We start from the raw sequence: 21,497 nt of genomic DNA on the forward strand, positions 1-21,497 counted from the left end.
ACGTAAAGGCATATTCCCAAGCATTACTCACCCGTCCGCCGCTCGTCAGCAAAGTAGCAAGCTACTTTCTGTTACCGCTCGACTTGCATGTGTTAAGCCTGCCGCCAGCGTTCAATCTGAGCCATGATCAAACTCTTCAATCAAAAGTTTTTTCGCTCAAAGTTAAAAACTGAAATTATTACTGTTGTTACAGTGCAAGACTCCAGTTCACTTAAGCTTAATTTTTTCGCTTAAGGCCCTGTGAGTGCTCACACAGATTGCTTGATAAATTGTTAAAGAGCGTTGCTTCTTGCCGAAGCGAGGTGCGCATTCTACGCTTTCCTCTGTGGCTGTCAACCGCTTTTTAAAAGATTTTAAAAAGAAGTTTTTGAGCCGCTAATAAAGCCCTAGGCCTTACCAACCCTGACTTAGCCTTGCTGCGCTTTAGTGCGCTGCGTGCCGTGTCAGTGGAGGTGCATTATAGGGATCAGAATGTGTAGCGCAAGCTTTTATTACAGAAAAATTAAAATATCTGCCTTTATGGTTATTAATCGCTCCAAACGCTCATTAATCACACTTTACTCCAATAAACTGCGCTATTCTCGGGAAGATAAAGCCTTAAAACGGCCATTTCAATTTCCAACATTTCGAGTCTAGCGCTAACCAAATGGCAAGTAATCTTACAATTAGCTAATTAGTCGTATTGCACTAAGTAAAGCTTAACCAACTATTTGTATTAGTGGTGGGATGTCGTAAGCTGGCTTTATCTATAAGAACCTACAACGGAGTAGACAATGAGCGTAAAGTCATTTTCTGGTTTTAGCCCTATTTTAGGTAAAGAGGTATGGGTAGACCCAAGCGCAGTATTGTACGGTGAGATCAAACTTGGCGATGACGTGAGCATTTGGCCTTTGGTTGCTGCTCGAGGCGATGTTAACCACATTCAAATTGGTGCGCGCTCAAACGTACAAGATGGCAGTGTGCTACACGTAACCCGCAAAACCGAGAATCCGCCCCATGGCTACCCTCTAATAATCGGCGAAGACGTTACGGTTGGTCACAAAGCAATGTTGCATGGTTGCACTATTGGCAACAGAGTGTTGGTAGGCATGGGCGCAATAGTATTAGACGGCGTAGTGGTTGAAGATGATGTGATGATTGGAGCGGGCAGTTTAGTGCCTCCACATAAACGCTTGGAGTCTGGCTATTTGTATTTGGGGAGCCCAGTCAAACAAGCGCGCCCTTTAAACGACAAAGAAAAAGCATTCTTGAGTGAGTCGGCAGATAACTATGTGCGCTTAAAACAAAAGTACTTGGACGAGAACGTTTAAACGATTATCTCGCCGTTAGTGTCAAAGTCCTCTTGTTGTAGCTTCTGCTCAAGCAGCTCTTCAATGTCGAACTGCACACTGTGGTAAGCCTCGAGCATTTTGTCATCGTTAGTTAAAGGTAAACCGACGAGATGTTCGAGAGTAGACTTACGCACAGCGCACTGCACTCGCGCTCCCATGACCTGGGCACTAAACGCAACACACTGATTGACCGCTTGCCACTGCTGATCATCGCTAATAATAATGGCTTGATTCATGATTTACTGACTCCAGCTACGGACTAGTTGTTTTTTCTGCACGCTGTTCTTAAAGTGTTGCCATGGAACCGACAAACTGCAAGTGAAAATTAGATGATAACTTGGCAATGCTTACCCTTTAGTCAACTCAATACCCTTCAGCTCTACCAAATAATGGCATTACGCGAAGCGGTATTTGTGGTCGAGCAAGACTGCCCCTATCAAGATGCCGATGGGCAAGATCTTAATGCCGAACATCTATTTGCCTACCAAAACAATGAGTTGGTTGCTTACGCTCGCTTGTATACTAGCAAACCACTTAGCGCTCACATTGGTAGAGTAGTGACTAAAGCCAGCGTCCGAGGGCATGGCCTAGGCCAAGCTCTAATGCAACAGGCCATTGAACACTGCCAACAACAGTGGCCAAACGCCACTATCCATATTTCTGCACAGCGTTACTTAGAGCGTTTCTACCAATCGCTAGGCTTTAGCATTTGCAGTGAGCCTTACTTAGAAGACAACATTCCACATATTGCCATGCAGATTAAGGCTAACGACTAAGATTACGGCGAAGCTCTCGTAATACTTGGCGAGAGCCTGGGCGAATACCGCGCCATACCGCAAAACTTTCTGCGGCTTGGCCCACCAACATGCCTAAACCATCAACAACCTTGGCAGCGCCTTGCTCACTCGCCCAAGCATTAAAAGCAGTGACATCAGCTGAATAGGTCATATCGTAGCAGCAGGTATTGGCTTGAATCAGCTCTGCTTTTAATGGCGGAAGCTGCCCTTTTAGCCCAGCAGAGGTTGAGTTAATGACAATATCAAACAGACCAGACAAGTCTTCAAAACTACTACTGGATATCTTACCAAACTCACTAAAACGCTCGGCAAGCGCTTCGGCTTTAGCAACGGTGCGATTAACAATTACCAGCTCACTCACTTGCTCATCAAGCAAGGGGCGAATTACTCCGCGCGCTGCACCGCCAGCACCTAACAACAATACGCGCAAGTCTTTTAGCTCGCCAAAGTTAGCAATTAAATCTGCCACCAAACCTGCGCCATCGGTATTGTCGCCAAGAATCAGCCCGTCATCGGTAAGCTTTAAAGTATTCACTGCGCCAGCTAATAAGGCACGTTCGGTATGTTGCTGAGCGGCTTTAAATGCTTGTTCTTTAAAAGGCGCGGTAACATTGCAGCCTTTACCACCTTGTTGCCAAAAATTTGCCAGCGCTTCCACAAAACCATCATCTGCCGGCTCTTTGGCCGTATAGCTGAGCTCTTGCTGGGTTTGCCGAGCAAACAAAGTGTGAATGAAAGGAGACTTTGATTGACTAATTGGGTTGCCAAAAACTGCGTATAAATCCATTAGGTGCGCTACCGAAATAAATAATAACGCACCTTAACAAGGCTTTAGTGAAAAGCCAAAGTGCTAGAGGCAAAAATTAACCAATAGATGTTCCCGCTAGCTTAATCTTCGTCGTCTAGCTCTGGACTGTCGACATCATCCACATCGTCGTCATCACTATTAGCGGCGGTTTCGTTAGCGCTAGACTTAGGCGGATTACTCACCAAACCATGAAAAGCTCTGCGACCGGTGAGCTTTTTGTACTTAAGCCAGACCTTTTGCTCAGCCGTCTCCGGCTCGGCATCACCACGGCATACCGATACAAAGAGCGACTCGATGTCATCCACTGGCTCGCGGCTTGATTCGTCGAGTTCTTTAAACGCGCTACCGCAACGCTCAAGCAACTCGGCTTCTTTAATGGTAAAGGCGCCGCTGCGAGAAAAGCCTCGGCGAAAGTGTTTATCATCTGCAAATCGGCGTTTGGCCGAAAACGATCCATTCATAGCTCGGACTCAACTAAAAAGAAATCATCAAATGTAGGGGTGAAAAACCCAACAGTTAAAATAATTAATCCATAGTCGACATTCTTGCAAGAAAATAAGTCGCTTTTTTTACAGTGGCTACTGGCCGATTTGCAGCCAGTCTTGCGGTACTAAATAACGTTGATATAAACGCTCTTCTAAACTACCGGCTTCTGGTTGCCAGTTGTAGCGCCATTTAACCAACGGCGGCAAAGACATAAGGATTGACTCGGTACGTCCGCCCGACTGCAAACCAAACAAGGTGCCACGGTCGAAAACCAAATTAAATTCAACATAACGGCCACGTCGATACAGCTGAAAATCTTTTTGTTGCTCGGTGAAGGGGCTTTTTTTGCGGCGTTCCACAATGGGTAAATAAGCGTTTAAAAAGCCTTCTCCCACAGCTTGTGTAAAAGCGAAGCTTTGCTCAAAACCAGGCTGATTAAGATCGTCAAAGAACAAACCGCCAACACCACGTGTTTCGTTGCGATGTTTTAAGAAGAAATAACGGTCGCACCAAGCTTTGTATTTTGGATAGACATCCTCACCAAAGGGGGCGCATAAATCAGCCGCGGTTTGGTGCCAGGCAATGCAATCTTCATCAAAGCCGTAGTATGGGGTTAAGTCAAAGCCGCCACCAAACCACCAAATGGCCTCCTCGCCTTCTTTTTCGGCCACAAAAAAACGTACATTGGCGTGAGACGTAGGCACCATCGGGTTATTGGGGTGAATAACTAAAGATACACCCATTGCTTCAAAACGACGGCCTGCTAATTCTGGTCGCTGAGCGGTTGCCGAAGCTGGCATTTGTTCACCACAAACATGGGAGAAGTTAACCCCCGCTTGCTCAAACACCTGGCCATTAGTTAATACTCTAGTGCGTCCTTCTCCGGTTAAGCCTTTGTGCTCTGCCGGGTCTCGCTGCCAGTCATCATGCAAGAACCTTGCGCCACCATCTTGTTGCTCCAGCTGCTGGCAAATGCTTTGTTGCAGCTGCAGAAAAAACTGACGTACCGCTTCAATATTAATCTCTTGCATGAGCTTCCTCTTATCGAACTAGGCGCGAATCACTTCGCCGGTGAAAATGTCTTTAATCTGGCTGGTTTGCTTAGCGGCCCCTAAGGGGCCATCTAATACCCAATCAACGCCTTGCAATTGCATGGTTTGTTCGGCAGTTTCAGCTGGCGTTTCACCACTGTAATTGGCAGAAGTGGAGACTATCGGTTTTCCCCACTCGGCACATAGCTTGGTCACTAAAGGGTGCTGGGTTAAACGCACCGCCACTGAATCAAACTTGCCACTGATCCAGCTTGGCGTTGCAGCGGATACCGGCACCAGCCAAGTAGTTGGGCGCTCTGGAATACTAACCAATAGCTGCTGTTGCTCTACAGATAAGGCAGCGTAATCAATATAAGGCAATAGTTGCTCGAGCGTAGCAGCCAGCAAGATAAGTCCTTTCTCAACCGGACGGCGTTTAATCCTTAAGATTTGTTCTACCGCGGCTTGTTGGTCGGGATCACAGCCTAAGCCAAATACCGCTTCGGTTGGATAGGCCAATACTAAGCCTTGCTTGAGCGCAGCAGCGGCTTGATGAATAGATTGAGTAAGCGAAGCGTTTGAAGAGGTCGTCATTATTTCTGCACTTTAACTAAACTATGGATTAACACAAACTGCAGCGCGGCACACACCACCACCGATGGTCCTGCAGGGGTATCTTTATACCAAGATAAACACAAACCTAATACTACCGCTATTGCACCCAATAAAATGGCAAAGATAGCCATTTGTTCTGGTGAGCGGCTCAAGCGCCGAGCCGTAGCAGCTGGAATGAGTAACAAGGAGCTAATAATTAAGGCGCCAACTATCTTCATCGCAATAGCAATCACCACAGCTAGCAGCAGCAACAGTAATGCCCGCATCATGCCAACGTTGACACCTTCCACCTCGGCGATTTGTTCGTTAACGGTGGCCGACAATAACTTATTCCACTGGCTGAATAGCAGCGCAAGTACTACTGCGCCGCCGCCCCATATCCACAGCAAGTCTTGCTGAGTAACGGCCAGTAAGTCGCCAAACAAATAAGCCATTAGATCAATTCGTACATTGTCCATTAGTGCCACCACCACTAAGCCTAAAGACAAGGCTGAGTGGGCCATAATACCCAGCAAAGTATCGCTGGCGAGTTGTTTATAGCGCTCCAGTGACAATAAAATAATGGCTAACATTACGCCGCTAAATACCACGGCAATTACCGGATTTATTTGCAGCCATAGGCCTAAGGCCACACCTAACAAAGAGGCGTGCGCTAAGGTGTCGCCAAAATAGGCTAAACGACGCCACACCATAAACGAGCCCAAGGGCCCAGCCAATACCGCAATGCCTAAACCTGCCAATAAGGCATTTACTAAAAAGTCATCCATGCTTTAGTGTTTCTCTTCTAGGCTTGGCGGGTGGTTGTGGTCATGCTCATCGCAAACATGATGGTGGGTATAAACGGCTAACTGCTGGCGTTCGTTTTGCGCAAACAGGCGGGCAAACTCTGGGTGCTGCGCCACGCTCTCGGGTTCTCCGTGACAACAAACATGGTGATTTAAGCAAATTACGTGGTCTGTCCCGGCCATCACTAAATGCAAATCATGAGAAACCAGCAGCACACCACAGCCAATTTGCTGGGCGATATCGGCGATGAGCTGGTAAAGCTCAATTTGCCCAGAGATGTCAACTCCTTGCACCGGCTCATCAAGTACTAACAATTGTGGCTCACCTAATAATGCCCTGGCTAATAATACGCGCTGCATTTCACCGCCCGATAAGCGCACTATTTGTCGCGACAATAAGCTATCGATACTAAGCTGACGAATCACTTCTTTTAAACCCCGCTTAGTAGAATGGCGAGCCAACTTAAGAAAGCGCTCTACGGTAAGTGGAAGAGATTCATCTAAACTGATTTTTTGAGGCACATAACCAATGCGCAACTTAGAGGCGCGGGTAATGTCGCCAGAGTCGGCAGAAACTAAGCCTAAAATCACTTTAATCAGGGTGCTTTTACCAGCACCATTAGGGCCAATTAATGTAGTAATTTGACCACGATTAAGCTCCAACGAGACATGGTCAAGAACCAAACGCTGGTCGAAGCTAACACAAATATTGTTAAGCGAAAGTAAAGTGCTCAATCTTGTATCCTATCGATTTATAGCTGATTTACCCAAGCGAGCTTAGCTGGGGCGCGCTATTCTACACTAGATGTTACACTATCGTATTATTTTACCAAATCACTCATAAAATCTTGTATGCGTAACCTGCTTTTTGTTCTAACTTTGATAGCTATGCCAAGCTGGGCCACTAGCTCAAACATTCAAGTAAGTATTAAACCTTTGCAGCTGATTATTAGCAGCCTTAGCGAGGGTGAGATCGAAGTTGATTACTTAGTAAGCCCCAATGTATCGCCGCACGACTATGCTTTGCGTCCCTCTGACGTGCGAGCGCTGCGCAGTGCTGAGCTGGTATTTTGGGTAGGCGATGAATTAGAGCCTTTCCTTAACAAACCACTTAGCCAAACCACTGCGACGCAATTAGCCTTATTAGACATACCGGGGCTTGATTTGATCGATGGTGACAAAGGCCACGACCATGATCATGACCATCATCACGACGTTGACCCGCACGTTTGGTTAGGTCCCAATGAAGCCAAGTTAATTGCTAACGCGATGACTGAGCAGTTAATCAAACTGATGCCAGAAAACAAAGCCAAGTTAGAACAACAGTTGGTAGCGTTTAAACAGCGCCTAGAGCAAACAGTAAGTGAGATTAGTCAGCAGCTTAAGCCTGTGCAAACTAAGGGCTACTTTGTATTTCATGATGGCTATAGCTATTTTGAACGTGAGTTTGGCTTAAACCGTTTAGGTGAATTTACTATTAACCCACAACGCCGCCCGGGCGCAAAGAGCTTGCTTCATATTCGCCAACAACTAGAGCAAGGAAAAGCCAAGTGTATCTTCGCCGAGCCGCAGTTTGATGGCGCCTTGTTAGACAGTATTAGCCAGCATAGCGGTGCTAAAATTAGCATGCTAGACCCTCTTGGCATCAATATTAGCAACGACAAAAATGGCTACTTCGAGCTCTTACATGAACTGGCAGATTCATACTACGAGTGTTTAAGTCACTAACAAAAAAGCGGAGCCTAAGCTCCGCTTTTTTATATCACTCGTGAAAACTGCTGACGCCGCGCTTGGTTTCTAAAGTACACGTCAAAACACATGCAAATGTTGCGAATCAGCAAGCGCCCTTTATTGGTTACTTGCAAGTCACTGTCACTCAAGCTCACTAGACGATCTTCCACAAAAGGCTTAAGCAATTGCAGATCTTCGGCAAAGTAGTCTTGAAAATCTAGTTCAAACTGCTGCTCGATGTCTTTAAAGCTTAATTGGAAATTACAGATCAGGGTTTTAATCAACTCTCGGCGAATCAAATCATCTTGATTAAGTGCAATGCCCTTCCATTGAGCGTGACCCAACTGGTCTATTTGCCCATAGTAGGTTTTCAAATCTTTCTGATTTTGGCTGTAAGCATCACCTAGCATAGAAATAGAAGAAACCCCCAAACCTAACAAATCGGCTTCGCCTTGGGTGGTATAACCCTGGAAGTTACGGTGCAACTCGCCTTTGCTTTGCGCAATCGCCAGTTCATCATCAGGCTTGGCAAAATGGTCCATGCCAATAAACTGATAACCATGGGTGGTTAGAAACTCGATACTGTCACGCAAAATACCTAAGCGCTCATCGCTAGTCGGCATGGCTGATTCGTCAATTTTACGCTGAGCAGCAAAACGACTCGGTAGGTGAGCATAATTAAATACCGATAAACGATCAGGGTCTAAGTCAAGCACCCGACTTAAGGTTTGCTTAAAGCTGGCACGGCTTTGATGAGGTAAACCATAAATCAAATCGATGTTTACCGAGTTAAAGCCAACCTGTTTAGCGCGTTCTACCAAGGCAAAGATAAAGTCTTCGTCTTGCTCGCGATTCACCGCTTGTTGTACTTGTTTGTTAAAGTCTTGCACCCCAAGGCTTAAACGATTAAAGCCCAACTCGGCTAATAAGTTAATCGTAGAAAGCTCGATTTCTCGCGGGTCCACCTCAATGCTTACTTCGGCATTGTCGGCAAACTCAAATTGGCTAAACAGCTTACTGGTTAAGCGCTTAAGCTGCTCTGGCTCTAGGTAAGTAGGCGTTCCGCCACCCCAATGCATTTGGCTTACTTTGCGCTGTTTAAAGCGCGGCGCTTGCAGCTGAATTTCTTGCTCTAAGTAATCGAGGTAAATATCGGCTTTATGCTGATGGCGGGTAATCACCTTATTACAGCCGCAGTAATAACAAAGTTTATGGCAAAACGGGATGTGTACATACAGCGATAAATCTCGCTCAGGAAATTTAGTGCTGGCCTCAGTAAACTGAGGCTCGCCGAAGTCTTCATTGAACTCTAGTGCCGTAGGATAGGAGGTGTAGCGAGGGCCCGAGTAGCTATACTTCTCGATAAGTTGCTGATCCCAATCCACCATTGATACTGACATTTGAGTTTTCTCCTAGAGCACGCTAGCACTGAGCTGTGCCAGTGCTTCGGCTTCTTCTAATATTTGTTTCTCTAAGGCTTTTTCTTCTGTTTCACGCTGCAGATCTTGGCGCATCCGCTGCTGCAAAGGCAGTTTGTTGCGCGCCTCATGAGTGGGTAGTTCTTTTACCGCATTATATAACTGAAAAATCGACGGATAGCGCTGTGCCCAATCAATTAGCTGTGGAGTTTGTAAAGCAATCAGCAAATTGCTGATACGGATCACACCTTCCGACAAGCCACAACGATCTTCCTGCATGGCTTTGGCTATATAACGAATGTCGGTCACCAAGTTTTCATTTCGCTTGGCCACCGCATTTTTAATCACTTTACGTTGTCCCATTAAGCGACCAACTAATAAGGCCGCATAAATGGCTAAGGCGGAAACAATAACAACGGCGGCAAGGGCTAACCAAAACATCTCGATTAATCCTTATATTGGTCCAATGAAGAGCTGTTTAGTGAACGCCATAATTGCTCATCGTCATCTAAGGCTTCTGCTTCTTCGGCTTCTTCCGACAAACCTAATTCGGCCAGTAGCTCTGCGTGACGCGCAAGTTGCTTATCCACCCACTGTTGCTCTTGCTTGCTGATGTCTCCGCCCTCATCTAAAACATCGATAAGACTTTCCAGGCGAGTATCCGCTTCTAACATGGCCAGTTCTTTCTCTGGAGTCAGTTCTACTTTGGCTTTCTCTTTAGCTTTAGCCGGCTTAGCCGCTGGTTTAGCTGCAGGCTTGGCAACACCAAGTACTACTGGTTCTTTACTGCCGTGACGCGGGTCTTTTTGCTGGGCATTAGCGGCTTGCTGCTGCACCAGTTCAGCTTCTTGCTGACGACTGCCAGAGGCTTTTCCCTTACCAATTTTTTTACGGTCAGGCGCAGTAACACGTTTAGCTTTAAAGTCAGGGTCTTTACGTACCCCAATCAGTCCGCCTTTACGATTCTTTTTTCTAGACATCTTGTTTACCTCTGTGAAATAGCGCCACGTCGGGGCCAACTATCTCCAATCTCATCTGATAATGATTGGCTAACCAAGCAAAGGTTTTATCGCTGTAAAACGCTACATGGGTAGGATCATTCTTATAATGCCATTGCGGAAACACCTCGGTTCCCCAATGGCGCTTAGTCATTACGGCCAATAAACCCTGCTCGGCCACTAAAGCGATTAACTGCTGCCAAGCCTGAGCAGGATGGTTAAAATGTTCCACCACTTCGCTGCTGGTTACCAAGCGATAAGTCTCATTTAAGAGCTGCTTATCAGGGTGGTATATTGGATCATAGTTCAGTAACTGATGCCCTGCTTGCGCCAACAAATTGCATAGCGCGGGGCCTGGACCACAACCAAAATCTAAACCAATAACCGGCTCTGCAAGTTTGCCAATAACTGGCTCACTTAGCCTTGTTAAAAAGTCTAAATAGCCTTGGTCTTGCGGGTCATTATTGTGCAAGTCATATTGAGCTTTTTCAGCTTCAGCACTAAGCACATCCTTAGGGTCAACAAAGATCAAATCACATTCTGAACAATGCCAATACTGACAACGTTTATTGCGATAAAAATCACTGGATGATGTGGCACTACAGAGTGGACATTTCACCAATCAACACCTTGCCGTATTTTTTAGGGGCGCAAGTGTAACACTTAGAACTAAGATGGCGAATAATAAATCAAAAACAGCTGGGCAGCGGGCGCTGCCCAGATAAATCTTAGTGTAAGCCACCTAAGTACTGCGATAATATCTCGATATCTTTGTCGCTTAGTTTGGCAGCAACATCTTGCATCATGCCGTTTAAGTCGTTAGCACGCTCACCACTACGGAACATTTCTAACTGCGACTTAATGTAACCCGCATACTGCGAAGAAACTCGCGGGAAGCCAGCTAAACTTTGGCCAACACCACGTGGGCCATGACAAGCAGTACAAGCCGCAATACCGCGCTCTAAATCACCACCCATATAAAGCTTTTGACCAGCTTCAACATATTCTGGGGCAGTTGTATTTGGGCTCATTGCTTGGCCAGAATAATAGGCAGCCAAATCTTCCATGTCTTGCTCAGACAATGGCATAGCCATACCACCCATTACGGCGTTGTTGCGCCCTTCTTTACCGCCGCTAGTAGCACCGGCTTTAAATTCTTTTAACTGTTTAACCAAGTAGCCTGCGTGTTGGCCTTCTAATTTAGGATAACCAGCAGCTTCACCTTGGTCATTGTGACAAGCTTTACAAGTTGCAGCTTTTTGCTCTCCAGCAGCAGCATCTCCCTTTGCCCAAACCGGACTGGCAACACCCGCCATTAACATTAAAACTAAGGTAAGTTTTTTCATGACATTCCATTTATTAGTATTATTCCAAACCACACACTGGTGCCCGTGATACACTTAGCGAGTCCAGTAACGGCATTATTTTACACAATTTTGCCAAAAACGTAATGTATTACCCTAATTTCCTTGTGGAGCTCAACATAACCATGGCGCAATATCATTTTCAAAATACCCACTTCATTACCAGCGCGCCTAATATTCAGGCGATGCCAGAGGATAGCGGGATTGAAATCGCCTTTGCCGGACGCTCAAATGCAGGTAAATCTAGCGCCTTAAATACGCTTACTCGGCAAAAAAGTTTAGCTCGCACCAGTAAAACACCCGGGCGCACCCAGTTAATTAACGTTTTTGAAATATCGGAAGGTTTTCGCCTGATCGACTTACCTGGCTACGGCTTTGCTCAAGTGCCAGAAGAAGTGAAAAAACAATGGCAAAAATCACTGTCTGAATACCTACAAGATAGACAAAGCCTAAAGGGTATTGTGGTATTAATGGATATTCGCCACCCTTTTAAAGATACCGACGTAGGTTTAATTCAATGGGCAGTAGATTGCGAACTGCCCGTTCTCGCCTTATTAACGAAATCAGACAAGTTAAAACAAGGCGCGCGTAAAACCGCCATTTTAAAAGGCCGCGAAACCGCCAAAGCCCTTGGTGGCAACGTTCGAGTTGAAGCCTTTTCCTCTTTGAAAAAGCAAGGTTTAGATTTGCTGCAAAATACCCTTGTGGGATGGTTTGACCAACATTTAGAAAACTCACCAAGCGACGCTGAGTAATAGCGTGAAGCTCGCCACTGAGGCGAGCTCTCTCCTCATTACGCCCCCCAAACTCTGCCACTGCCCACCAGCATAAAATCAGGCCAATCATTTATTTCATAAGGTTTCATGAAATATCACACTACTTGTGCAGTCGATCATAGATTTATAACAAATTGTGCTTGCGGGGTAGATTTTACAATTGGGCTACCGAAGAACGTAAAACTTATCAAGTTTGAGATCGTTATACTGGCGAAAAACTTAATGAGGAAACACCATGAGCGTGAATGACGCAACCAAGGCTAGAGTAGAAGAGCCTAGCGAGATCAGTGATGCAGAAGCAGTAACCTCCGCAGATAAAGCGCGTGCCAGTGAACTAAAACCGATTAGCGGCCCTTTAGTCACTCACATGTATACGGCGGATCCATCAGCTCATGTTTTCAATGGCAAAATCTACGTTTACCCATCACACGACGTAGACAATGGGCAGCCACTAAATGACAACGGCGACCACTTTGACATGCGTGATTACCACGTATTCTCTTTAGACCGCCCGCACGGTTTAGTTTCCGACCATGGTAATGCTTTAGATGTAAAAGATGTGGCATGGGCCGAGAAGCAAATGTGGGCCCCTGACGCAGCAGAAAAAGACGGCAAGTACTACTTATATTTCCCTGCGCGTAACTATGACGGCATTTTCCAAATTGGTGTCGCTGTGGGTGACCGCCCAGAAGGGCCATTTATCCCGCAACCAGAAGCGATTAAAGGCAGCTTTAGTATCGACCCAGCGGTATTTAAAGACGAAGATGGTAGTCACTACATGTACTTTGGCGGACTATGGGGCGGCCAATTACAAAACTGGCGTAACGGCGAGTTTGGTGATGAGCAATTCCCAGCCGACGACCAACCAGCACTAAAACCCTTAGTGGCTAAAATGACCGACGACATGCTGGAGTTTGCTGAAACGCCGAAAGAAATTGAAATTGTCGATGAAAATGGCGATGTGCTGCTTGCTGGCGACAACGAGCGCCGTTATTTTGAGGGCCCGTGGATGCATAAGCACAACGGTCGCTACTACTTCTCATACTCTACTGGCGATACCCACAAGATTGCTTACGCAAGCAGTGACTCGCCTTATGGGCCTTTCCGCTACGAAGGCGTAATCTTAGAGCCTGTATTGGGTTGGACCACTCACCATTCAATTGTGAAGTACCAAGATAAGTGGTTCTTGTTCTACCACGACAGCACTTTGTCGGCCGGCCAAACCCACTTACGCAGTATTAAGATGGCTGAGCTAAACATTGACGATAACGGCAAGATTGAACTGATTAAGCCTTACTACGAGTAAGCAGGCAATTAACTAAATCCAAGCGCCACTTTAAAGTGGCGTTTTTTATAGCTAGAGCTTCAGCAAACACCTTTCAAGCACTAAACAACAGGCAAAAAAAAGCCCCATCGTCCGATGAGGCATGTAAGAAAAGAAATTCTTAAAAACTGAAAGCACTATTCCAATTGCACTAATTATGACTCGCTGAAAATCGATTAGTTCACAAAATTTTCTAAAAATGTGCAATTTTCTTTCATAGAGCCCTTCATTTGCCAGCTGATTGTTAGCCAAATAACCGTCAAATACCCATAACCAGTGCCATTTTGAATGCTAAATTCCCAAATATCGTAATTTAACAACCAAATATCAGAAAATAACAAACAAGAGCTAAAGCGCCCTCTTTGACAAGGAGCATGAATAAAATAAAGAAGAGAGGAAGAAGCGATAGGAACTAGGAAATCACTGGCGTTAAGACAAAAAAACGCCCCGATGGAAACCCATCGGGGCGGCAAAATAGCCTTTTTCAACTACGTGAAATAAAGGTCTGAAAGATAGAACATCTTACCTCTGTACCCTACAAGAGTTACTCTAGAGCATCACCGATGAAAAATAAAGCACTTTTTGTAAGGAAATTTCACTTTAGAGGTATAAATTAGTTTTTAAATTACGCGAAAAGGTTTTCATAATTACCAAAATTCGCAAAACCTTGAAGCACAAAAAAAGGAGGCCATCGCCTCCTTTACTATCATCCACTGTTTTCTACTAGCGAGTTGAGTGCTAGTGGGCTTCGTCCCAGTTGTTACCAATTCCAGATTCAGCCACTAAGGGTAAATCTAATGTTACTGCCTGCTCCATCAGCTCGGTAAGTTTCGGGACAATCTTATCCAATTCACTTTCTAATACTTCAAAGACCAGTTCATCGTGAACCTGCATCAACATCTTGCAATTCTCGCTAGCTTGAGTATCAAGCCATTGAGCAACCGCGATCATCGCCTTTTTAATAATGTCGGCGGCAGTGCCTTGCATTGGCGCGTTCACCGCAGCACGTTCGGCCGCTTTTTTACGCATACCGTTACGCGAATTAATCTCCGGTAAATACAAACGGCGGCCAAACAGGGTTTCTACATAGCCATGTTCCTGACAATAATCACGAGTACTGTCCATGTAGTCTAATACCGCAGGGTAGCGCTCAAAGTAGCGGTTCATGTAGTTTTGCGCATCGGCGCGAGCAATGCCCAGCTGCTTGGCTAAACCAAAGGCGCTCATGCCATAAATGAGGCCAAAGTTAATCGCCTTGGCGCTGCGGCGCTCGTCACCACTTACCGCTTCAAGCTCTTTACCAAATACCTCAGCAGCGGTAGCTTTATGGATATCTTCTCCCGCAGCGAACGCTTTAAGCAAACCTGCATCTTGAGAAAGATGCGCCATGATACGCAGCTCAATTTGTGAATAATCTATCGCGACTAACTTATAACCATCGGCTGGTACAAATGCTTGGCGAACCTTGCGGCCTTCTTCGTGACGAATCGGAATATTCTGTAAGTTAGGATCGGTTGACGAGAAACGACCGGTGGCGGTAACCGCTTGGTGATAAGAGGTATGCACTCTGCCAGTGCTTGGCTCAACCATTTTAGGCAGTTTGTCGGTGTAGGTGGACTTAAGTTTAGACAGACTACGATACTCTAGAATCACCTTTGGCAAACTGTAATCTAAGGCCAGCTCTTGCAGCACTTCTTCGGCTGTAGATGGCGCACCTTTAGGCGTTTTCTTAATCACCGGCAGTTCCATTTTTTCAAATAGAATGGTTTGCAATTGCTTAGGCGAGCCTAGGTTAAACGGTTCGCCCGCTAGCTCATGCGCTTGCTTCTCTAAACCGTCGATACGTTCGCCCAAAGACAAGCTGTGTTTTGCGAGGCGTTGGCTGTCGATACGCACACCTTGGCGCTCGGTTTGCGACAAAATACCTACTAAAGGCAGTTCTACCTCTTCAAATAAGCTTTTTAATTTAGGCTCTTTTTCTAACTTGGCCCAAAGGGTTTGATGCAGACGTAAAGTAACATCGGCATCTTCTGCAGCATAAGGCGCCGCGGTTTCTAGCTCAATTTGATTAAACGTAAGCTGTTTGGCACCTTTACCGGCAATGTCTTCAAACTTAATAGTTTTGTGCTGTAAGTATTGCAGCGACAAAGAGTCCATGTCGTGACGAGTAATGGTGCTGTTTAATACGTAAGACTCAAGCATGGTGTCATACTTAATGCCTTTTAGCGCAATGTCGTAACGCGCTAATACACTGGCATCGTACTTAAGGTTTTGACCTACTTTGGCCTTGTTGGGATCTTCCAACAAAGGCTTAAGCTGTGCTAGTACCCAGTCACGATCCAGCTGTTCTGGTGCATCTAAGTAATCGTGAGCCACTGGCAAGTAGGCTGCTTTACCGGCTTCAACCGCAAAAGATAATCCCACTAACTCAGCTTGCATGTAATTAAGCGACGTAGTTTCGGTATCGATGGCGATTAGCTCGGCATCAACTAGGCGTTTAAACCATTCTTCAAACTGCTGTTTGCTTAAAATGGTTTCATACTCACCTTTAAGCTCTGCGACAGGAGCGGCAAGCTCGGCCTCAGCGCTTGCTGATGCCGCCGCATTGTTAGTTGATGGGCTAAGTGCTTCACTCAACCAGCGCTTAAATTCCAATTCACCAAATAGCTTAATCAGCGCATCTTTATCTTCTTCGGTTCGTAACATGTCATCCATGCTAAAGCCGACTTCAACATCGCATTTAATAGTGGCCAACAAATAAGATAAACGGGCATCTTCAGCGTGTTCACGTAGTTTCTTAGGCATGGTTTTAGAACCACGAAAGCCCAGCGGTGCCACTGCGTCTGGATCAGCCAGTAAGTCATCCACGCCGCCAATGCCTTGTAACATGGCCAAGGCCGTTTTCTCGCCCACCCCTGGCAAGCCAGGAATGTTATCCACTTTGTCGCCCATTAGCGCTAAGTAATCGATAATCAGCTCTGGTGGTACACCAAACTTATCGATCACGCCAGCGCGATCCATCACCGTGTCGGTCATGGTATTGATCAAGGTGATGTTTTCATCCACCAGCTGCGCCATGTCTTTATCGCCAGTGCTAATCACTACTGCTTTATTTTCTGCCGAAGCTTGCTTGGCTAAGGTGCCAATAACATCATCAGCTTCAACACCTTCAATAGCGACTAAAGGCAATCCCATGGCTTTAATCACCGCATGCAAAGGTGCTATTTGGCTGCGCAAATCATCGGGCATGGAAGGGCGGTTGGCTTTATATTCTTTATAAATGTCATCCCGGAAGGTTTTACCTTTGGCGTCAAACACCACCACAATATGCTCTGGCTTAAATTGCTTAAGTAAGCTGCGCAGCATGTTCACAACGCCATAAACAGCACCTGTGGCTTCGCCTTTTGAGTTAGTTAGATGTGGAGGAGCGTAGTAAGCGCGATATAGATAAGAAGAGCCGTCAACAAGCACTAAGGGTTGGTCGGGAAGGGTTGCCATTACCGTGATCCATCGTTCAGATTTTCATTGCGCTCGATGATGCCACAGCCACCCTAAATGCACCAGAGTTAAGCGTTATCGGCCGCAACAAATTGTGGATAACTCTGTTGACAAACAGCAGAAATTCTCTCGCGAAAAAATCACAAGCTAAATAGAAAGCAACAAATAAGTTTTAATTCAGTAACTTATAGATAAAGAAAGGCAAGAAATTGGAGCAGCAAATAGTTCCCTTATTGTGGAAAACATCATTCCATGACATTGCTTTTCGCGACCTAGCGGTGAATTAATAAACAACTCAACGCTGGCAGGTGGATTAATATAGAAGATAAGCCTGCCGGAAACCTTGTAATGGATCACATTTTAACCAGCCTAAAAATATAATTTTGTTTATTCAAAATTGGCATGATTTAAGGCGGCCAATAATAGGGCAGAACTGGCCTGAAAATGCTCACTATTGGCGCACTCAAACCAAGCGCCTTGGCTCAGCGCATCATAGCGAAACCACCACAGTTGCTGTTCGATATAAAAGCCTAATACCTGCCAATCGGCGCCCTGTTCAATAAAGGCCTGTTGCCATTGTTGCTGTTTTACAAATAGCTCGGCGCTGACTAAAAACTGCGATTCAGTAAAGGACTTGCTAATAGTGATCACGGCGTGCTCTGCAAGCACCTCGATCCCGCCGGCTAGCTGCTGCATGAGATCTCCAAACACTTACCCCAAGCTGGCGGTGGCTCAGCAAAATGCTGGGCATCGGCTTGCTCAGTAAAGGGATTATTGAGTACTTGATGCAATTGGCGAAGCTGTGCATAACTGCCGTCTTCAGCTTGTTCTATCACTTGCTGGGCCAAGTAATTACGTAGTACATACAAGGGCACATGTTGCTTAACAGTCAAAATACGCTGTTGTTCATCCAAACCATTTTGTTGACTGCGCTCTGCATAGAGTTTTAACCAGGCTTGCCAAGGCTCTGCTAGCTGTTTAGTTAAGCGGTCAATCGGTTGCGCTAAAGCGCGCAAACTTTGATGGTAATCGGCCTTTTGCTCAGCCATCACTTTAAGCAGTAAACCCACCAGCTGTTCGTCACTGTCTTGCCACTGCGAGAAGCCAAGTTTGTTCAACATTAAGCTTTGATAATGCTCATTGATTTTTTGCTGATAACGCAGCCACAAAGGTTCTGACTTGGCACTTGGAACATAATCAGACAATGCTTGGGCTAGTCGCTGTAAATTCCACAATCCCACAGCAGGCTGCTGGTTAAAAGCATAACGTCCGTAATGATCGCTGTGGTTACAAATATGACTAGGATTATAATCATCCAAAAAGCCATAGGGGCCATAGTCGATGGTTAAGCCCAAAATCGACATGTTATCGGTATTCATCACCCCATGGCAGAAGCCCTCGGCTTGCCACTTAGCAATCATGAATGCGGTGCTGTCGACCACCTGCTCTAGCATCGCTAACACAGGGTTTTCGGCACTTAAACAATCACTAAAATAATGGGCTAGACAAAAATCGACTAAGCGCTTTAACGGCTGAGTTTGCTGTTGGTAATACAGATATTCAAAATGGCCAAAGCGAATATGGCTGGGCGCCATGCGTAGCAGCATGGCTTCTTTTTCAAAGCGCTCACGCTGCACCAACCCACTACCAACACTTAAACTTAAGGCACGGGTTGTGGCAATGCCCAAGGTGGCCATGGCTTCGCTGGCTAAAAACTCTCGAATGCTGGAACGAAGTACTGCTTTACCATCGCCTTGGCGAGAAAAAGGAGTTAAGCCGGAACCTTTTAATTGCAGTTCCCAATAGTCCCCCTGCGCGGTTTGTACTTCGCCAAGCAACAATGCTCGTCCATCGCCCAATTGCGGGCTATAACCACCAAACTGATGCCCAGCATACACCGTTGAGGCTGGTTGCATGCCATCTATCAACAGGCTGCCAGCACTTAAGCCAAGGGCTTGCTCACCGGTCATAAACTCACTGTCTAAGTCAATTAGCTCAGCGGCGGCATGGCTATGCACCACTAACTCAGGATCTTTTAGCGGGGTTGGCTGCTGGTGATGGCACAGCTCGGGTAGCTCATTAGAAAAACGATTCACAAATTCCATCTGCGATCCTTAGTGTAAGGCGGTTGCTTAACTCGCCTGGTATTGGTCGATTAAGCCTAAAAACTGATAGCCGTAGCGCTCAAGTTTTTTCAAACCAACGCCACTTATCGCCAACATCTCGTGTTGAGTCTGCGGCACTTGCTGAGCCATTTCAATTAATGTGGCGTCGTTAAACACCACAAAAGGCGGCACTGATTCTTCGTCGGCTAAACGCTTTCTTAAATTACGTAGCAAGGCAAACAATCGTTTATCGTAAACCCCATAGCTAGTGGCTTTTTTACTTTGCTTGGTGGTGTTTAAGCGCGGCACCGCTAGCGATAAGGGCTGTTCACCTTTTAAAAATGGCCGTGCAGCCTCAGTTAACTGCAATACCGAGCTACGGGCAATGTTTTGCTGTAATAAGCCTAGGTGAATAAGCTGGCGTAATACACTCATCCAATGCTCATGACTGGCACTTTTACCAATTCCATGGGTCGACAGCTTATCATGGCCTTGTTCTAAAATGCGCTGGCCCATGCTGCCTCGCAGCACTTCAATAACATAACCTATGCCAAAGCGCTGACCTAAGCGATAAACACAAGACAAGGCTTTTTGGGCATCTTGCAAGCCGTCATACTGCTTGGGTGGGTCTAAACACACATCACAGTTGCCGCAAGGCTTGGATAGGTATTCGCCAAAATAGTTAAGCAATACCTGACGACGACAAGTTTGCGCCTCGGCAAAGGCCACAATGGCATTAAACTTATGGCTCTCTACTTGGCGCTGTTGTTCATTTTCGTTTTCATCGATCATTCGCCTCACCCAGTTGGCATCGGCGGGATCATACAAAAACACTGCTTCTGCCTCGGTACCATCGCGGCCAGCACGACCGGTTTCTTGGTAATAGGCTTCGATATTGCGAGGGATATCGTAGTGAAACACATAGCGTACATTGGGTTTATCAATGCCCATCCCAAAGGCAACCGTGGCAACCACCACTTCTACTTCATCGCGCTGAAACTGTTCTTGCACTAATTGGCGCTGTTCGATGGGTAAACCAGCATGATAAGCAGCACTGCGAATACCTTCGGCGCTGAGTTTTAGGGCTAGCTCCTCTACCCGCTTACGGCTGCTGCAATAAACAATGCCGCTATCTTCCTTACGCCGTTTTACATAATCGCTAAGCTGTTGCCAGGGGCGATATTTTTCCTGCAAGGTGTAGCGAATATTCGGTCGGTCAAAACTTGATACTAGGGTGAAGGCATCAGGCAAACCAAGCCGCTGTAATATATCTTGTCGGGTGGTGTCGTCAGCGGTAGCAGTTAGGGCCACCAAAGGCACCGAAGGGAAGTTCTGTTTTAAGCAGCCAAGGGCATTATATTCTGGTCGAAAATCGTGCCCCCACTGGGAAATACAATGGGCTTCATCAATCGCAAACATCGCCAAAGGCATGGCTTGCAGGCGTTCAATTAAATCGCCATTAATTAAACGCTCTGGAGAAATGTATAACAGTTTAAGCTCGCCCTGCTGCAAGCTTCGATAGATTTGAAACTGCTGCTCTCGCTCAAGGCTAGAATTTAAATATGCTGCATTTACACCATTGTGTTGCAGGCTATCTACTTGGTCTTTCATCAAGGAGATAAGCGGAGATACCACTACCGTTAAGCCCGGCTTGACCAAAGCGGGGATTTGATAACACAGCGACTTGCCGCCACCGGTTGGCATAATTGCTAAACAGTCTTTGTTGTCTAATAGCCGCTCAATCACCGCCGCTTGCCCAGTTCTAAACTCGGCAAAACCAAATACATCTTGTAAAACTTGCTGGGCGCGTTGCATTAAGACTCGAGATCCAAAAACAGAGAGTGGCTAATCGGTCGCACATTGTAATCAAGCTGCAGCGGCTTGTCTTGGTTTGCCTTTATTCTTTTCTAGCTATACAGTATTTAAACAAGCGTTTAATTTTGTATGGATACAGCATGACGAGCCCAAGACAACAAAAATGGCGCCAAGCCATTGCCGACACCTTCATTAATCAAATGCCGTTTAATCAATTACTTGGCATTGAGTTAGTGGATTACAGCGCAACTGGGGTTAAGTTAAAGCTGCCAATGGATCCCAAATTAGTGGGTAATCCCATTCATGGCATATTGCACGGCGGTGCTACCGCAACTATTTTAGATGTCGCAGGGGGCATGACCGCCGCCGCAGCGGCAGTAAAGCGTTTAGAAGATCTATCCAGTAAAGAGCTGTCTGCTCGGATTTCTAAAACCGGCACCATCGACCTGCGCATTGACTACCTGCGGCCGGGCATTGGTGAAGTGTTTTACGCCTCTGCCGAGATAATCCGATCCGGCAATAAAGTTACCGTCGCGCGCATGGAATTGCATAATCAGGAAGGCACCCATATTGCCTTTGGCACCGGCACTTACTTGGTCGGTTAGTGCAGCAAAC

The 21,497-nt window shown here is 46.1% G+C and carries 22 protein-coding genes and 1 rRNA gene; 6 read left to right on the top strand and 17 right to left on the bottom strand.

Annotated elements, in window-relative coordinates:
- Window positions 1-143, bottom strand: a 16S ribosomal RNA gene (locus tag G6R11_RS00005); the annotation flags it as partial.
- 630 nt (window positions 144-773) lie between these two features.
- Here G6R11_RS00005 and G6R11_RS00010 point away from each other — a divergent pair.
- Window positions 774-1,310: a gamma carbonic anhydrase family protein gene (locus G6R11_RS00010; protein ID WP_163130086.1), complete on the top strand. Its 537-nt coding sequence runs from the start codon at window positions 774-776 to the stop codon at window positions 1,308-1,310.
- Here G6R11_RS00010 and G6R11_RS00015 read toward each other — a convergent pair.
- On the bottom strand, window positions 1,307-1,567 hold the full coding sequence (locus G6R11_RS00015; RefSeq protein WP_163130088.1) for a DUF1488 domain-containing protein: 261 nt from the start codon (window positions 1,565-1,567) through the stop codon (window positions 1,307-1,309). The genes G6R11_RS00010 and G6R11_RS00015 overlap by 4 nt on opposite strands.
- Before the next feature lie 93 nt (window positions 1,568-1,660).
- Here G6R11_RS00015 and G6R11_RS00020 point away from each other — a divergent pair, with 93 nt between their 5' ends.
- A complete protein-coding gene (locus G6R11_RS00020) occupies window positions 1,661-2,107 on the top strand; it encodes a GNAT family N-acetyltransferase (RefSeq protein WP_163130090.1) in 447 nt (148 codons plus the stop codon).
- Here G6R11_RS00020 and aroE read toward each other — a convergent pair.
- From aroE to znuC, 6 genes are all read right to left on the bottom strand, one after another.
- Entirely contained in the window at window positions 2,097-2,915 is an 819-nt protein-coding gene (gene aroE / locus G6R11_RS00025) for a shikimate dehydrogenase (protein WP_163130091.1), read from the bottom strand. The two genes, G6R11_RS00020 and aroE, sit on opposite strands and share 11 nt — an antisense overlap.
- A 101-nt stretch (window positions 2,916-3,016) precedes the next feature.
- Entirely contained in the window at window positions 3,017-3,397 is a 381-nt protein-coding gene (maoP, locus tag G6R11_RS00030; protein WP_163130092.1) for a DUF413 domain-containing protein, read from the bottom strand.
- Window positions 3,398-3,514: 117 nt separating this feature from the next.
- On the bottom strand, window positions 3,515-4,453 hold the full coding sequence (gene hemF / locus G6R11_RS00035) for an oxygen-dependent coproporphyrinogen oxidase (protein WP_163130094.1): 939 nt from the start codon (window positions 4,451-4,453) through the stop codon (window positions 3,515-3,517).
- A gap of 18 nt (window positions 4,454-4,471) precedes the next feature.
- Window positions 4,472-5,047 carry a Sua5/YciO/YrdC/YwlC family protein gene (locus G6R11_RS00040; protein WP_163130096.1) on the bottom strand — a complete coding sequence of 192 codons (576 nt, stop codon included), beginning with the start codon at window positions 5,045-5,047 and terminating at the stop codon, window positions 4,472-4,474.
- On the bottom strand, window positions 5,047-5,835 hold the full coding sequence (gene znuB, locus G6R11_RS00045) for a zinc ABC transporter permease subunit ZnuB (protein ID WP_163130098.1): 789 nt from the start codon (window positions 5,833-5,835) through the stop codon (window positions 5,047-5,049). The genes G6R11_RS00040 and znuB overlap by 1 nt, the downstream gene beginning before the upstream one ends.
- 3 nt (window positions 5,836-5,838) lie before the next feature.
- A complete protein-coding gene (znuC, locus tag G6R11_RS00050; RefSeq protein ID WP_163130100.1) occupies window positions 5,839-6,588 on the bottom strand; it encodes a zinc ABC transporter ATP-binding protein ZnuC in 750 nt (249 codons plus the stop codon).
- A 117-nt stretch (window positions 6,589-6,705) separates the two neighbouring features.
- Between znuC and znuA the strand changes: the two genes are divergently transcribed.
- Window positions 6,706-7,581, top strand: a complete 876-nt coding sequence (gene znuA / locus G6R11_RS00055) for a zinc ABC transporter substrate-binding protein ZnuA (RefSeq protein WP_255494523.1) — start codon at window positions 6,706-6,708, stop codon at window positions 7,579-7,581.
- Window positions 7,582-7,610: 29 nt separating this feature from the next.
- On the opposite strand, the gene hemN is transcribed toward znuA, so the two are convergent.
- The 5 genes from hemN to G6R11_RS00080 all read right to left on the bottom strand — a co-directional run bounded on the left by hemN (window position 7,611) and on the right by G6R11_RS00080 (window position 11,346).
- Window positions 7,611-8,984 carry an oxygen-independent coproporphyrinogen III oxidase gene (hemN, locus tag G6R11_RS00060; protein WP_163130104.1) on the bottom strand — a complete coding sequence of 458 codons (1,374 nt, stop codon included), beginning with the start codon at window positions 8,982-8,984 and terminating at the stop codon, window positions 7,611-7,613.
- A gap of 12 nt (window positions 8,985-8,996) precedes the next feature.
- Window positions 8,997-9,443, bottom strand: a complete 447-nt coding sequence (locus G6R11_RS00065; protein ID WP_163130106.1) for a DUF2489 domain-containing protein — start codon at window positions 9,441-9,443, stop codon at window positions 8,997-8,999.
- Window positions 9,444-9,448: 5 nt separating this feature from the next.
- A complete protein-coding gene (gene yihI, locus G6R11_RS00070) occupies window positions 9,449-9,982 on the bottom strand; it encodes a Der GTPase-activating protein YihI (protein WP_163130108.1) in 534 nt (177 codons plus the stop codon).
- Complete coding sequence (locus G6R11_RS00075) at window positions 9,975-10,619, bottom strand: class I SAM-dependent methyltransferase (RefSeq protein ID WP_163130110.1); 645 nt, start codon at window positions 10,617-10,619, stop codon at window positions 9,975-9,977. The genes yihI and G6R11_RS00075 overlap by 8 nt, the downstream gene beginning before the upstream one ends.
- Before the next feature lie 109 nt (window positions 10,620-10,728).
- A complete protein-coding gene (locus tag G6R11_RS00080; RefSeq protein WP_163130112.1) occupies window positions 10,729-11,346 on the bottom strand; it encodes a cytochrome c in 618 nt (205 codons plus the stop codon).
- A gap of 137 nt (window positions 11,347-11,483) precedes the next feature.
- Between G6R11_RS00080 and yihA the strand changes: the two genes are divergently transcribed.
- Both yihA and G6R11_RS00090 read left to right on the top strand, forming a co-directional pair.
- Window positions 11,484-12,119, top strand: a complete 636-nt coding sequence (yihA, locus tag G6R11_RS00085) for a ribosome biogenesis GTP-binding protein YihA/YsxC (protein ID WP_370525636.1) — start codon at window positions 11,484-11,486, stop codon at window positions 12,117-12,119.
- 256 nt (window positions 12,120-12,375) lie between these two features.
- Window positions 12,376-13,446: a glycoside hydrolase family 43 protein gene (locus tag G6R11_RS00090; RefSeq protein WP_205472503.1), complete on the top strand. Its 1,071-nt coding sequence runs from the start codon at window positions 12,376-12,378 to the stop codon at window positions 13,444-13,446.
- A gap of 756 nt (window positions 13,447-14,202) precedes the next feature.
- On the opposite strand, the gene polA is transcribed toward G6R11_RS00090, so the two are convergent.
- From polA to recQ, 4 genes are all read right to left on the bottom strand, one after another.
- On the bottom strand, window positions 14,203-16,962 hold the full coding sequence (gene polA, locus G6R11_RS00095) for a DNA polymerase I (protein WP_163130116.1): 2,760 nt from the start codon (window positions 16,960-16,962) through the stop codon (window positions 14,203-14,205).
- Between the two features lie 387 nt (window positions 16,963-17,349).
- Entirely contained in the window at window positions 17,350-17,658 is a 309-nt protein-coding gene (locus G6R11_RS00100) for a DUF3630 family protein (protein ID WP_163130118.1), read from the bottom strand.
- Window positions 17,646-19,067: a YdiU family protein gene (locus G6R11_RS00105; protein ID WP_163130120.1), complete on the bottom strand. Its 1,422-nt coding sequence runs from the start codon at window positions 19,065-19,067 to the stop codon at window positions 17,646-17,648. Before G6R11_RS00105 ends, G6R11_RS00100 begins: the two co-directional genes overlap by 13 nt.
- 27 nt (window positions 19,068-19,094) lie before the next feature.
- Entirely contained in the window at window positions 19,095-20,882 is a 1,788-nt protein-coding gene (recQ, locus tag G6R11_RS00110) for a DNA helicase RecQ (protein ID WP_163130122.1), read from the bottom strand.
- Between the two features lie 140 nt (window positions 20,883-21,022).
- On the opposite strand from recQ, the gene G6R11_RS00115 reads away from it, so the two are divergent.
- Window positions 21,023-21,487, top strand: coding sequence for a thioesterase family protein (locus G6R11_RS00115; RefSeq protein ID WP_163130124.1), 465 nt, complete (start codon window positions 21,023-21,025; stop codon window positions 21,485-21,487).
- Window positions 21,488-21,497: the final 10 nt, after the last annotated feature.

Origin of the sequence: Agarivorans sp. Alg241-V36 (assembly GCF_900537085.1) — a bacterium.
GTDB lineage: Bacteria > Pseudomonadota > Gammaproteobacteria > Enterobacterales > Celerinatantimonadaceae > Agarivorans.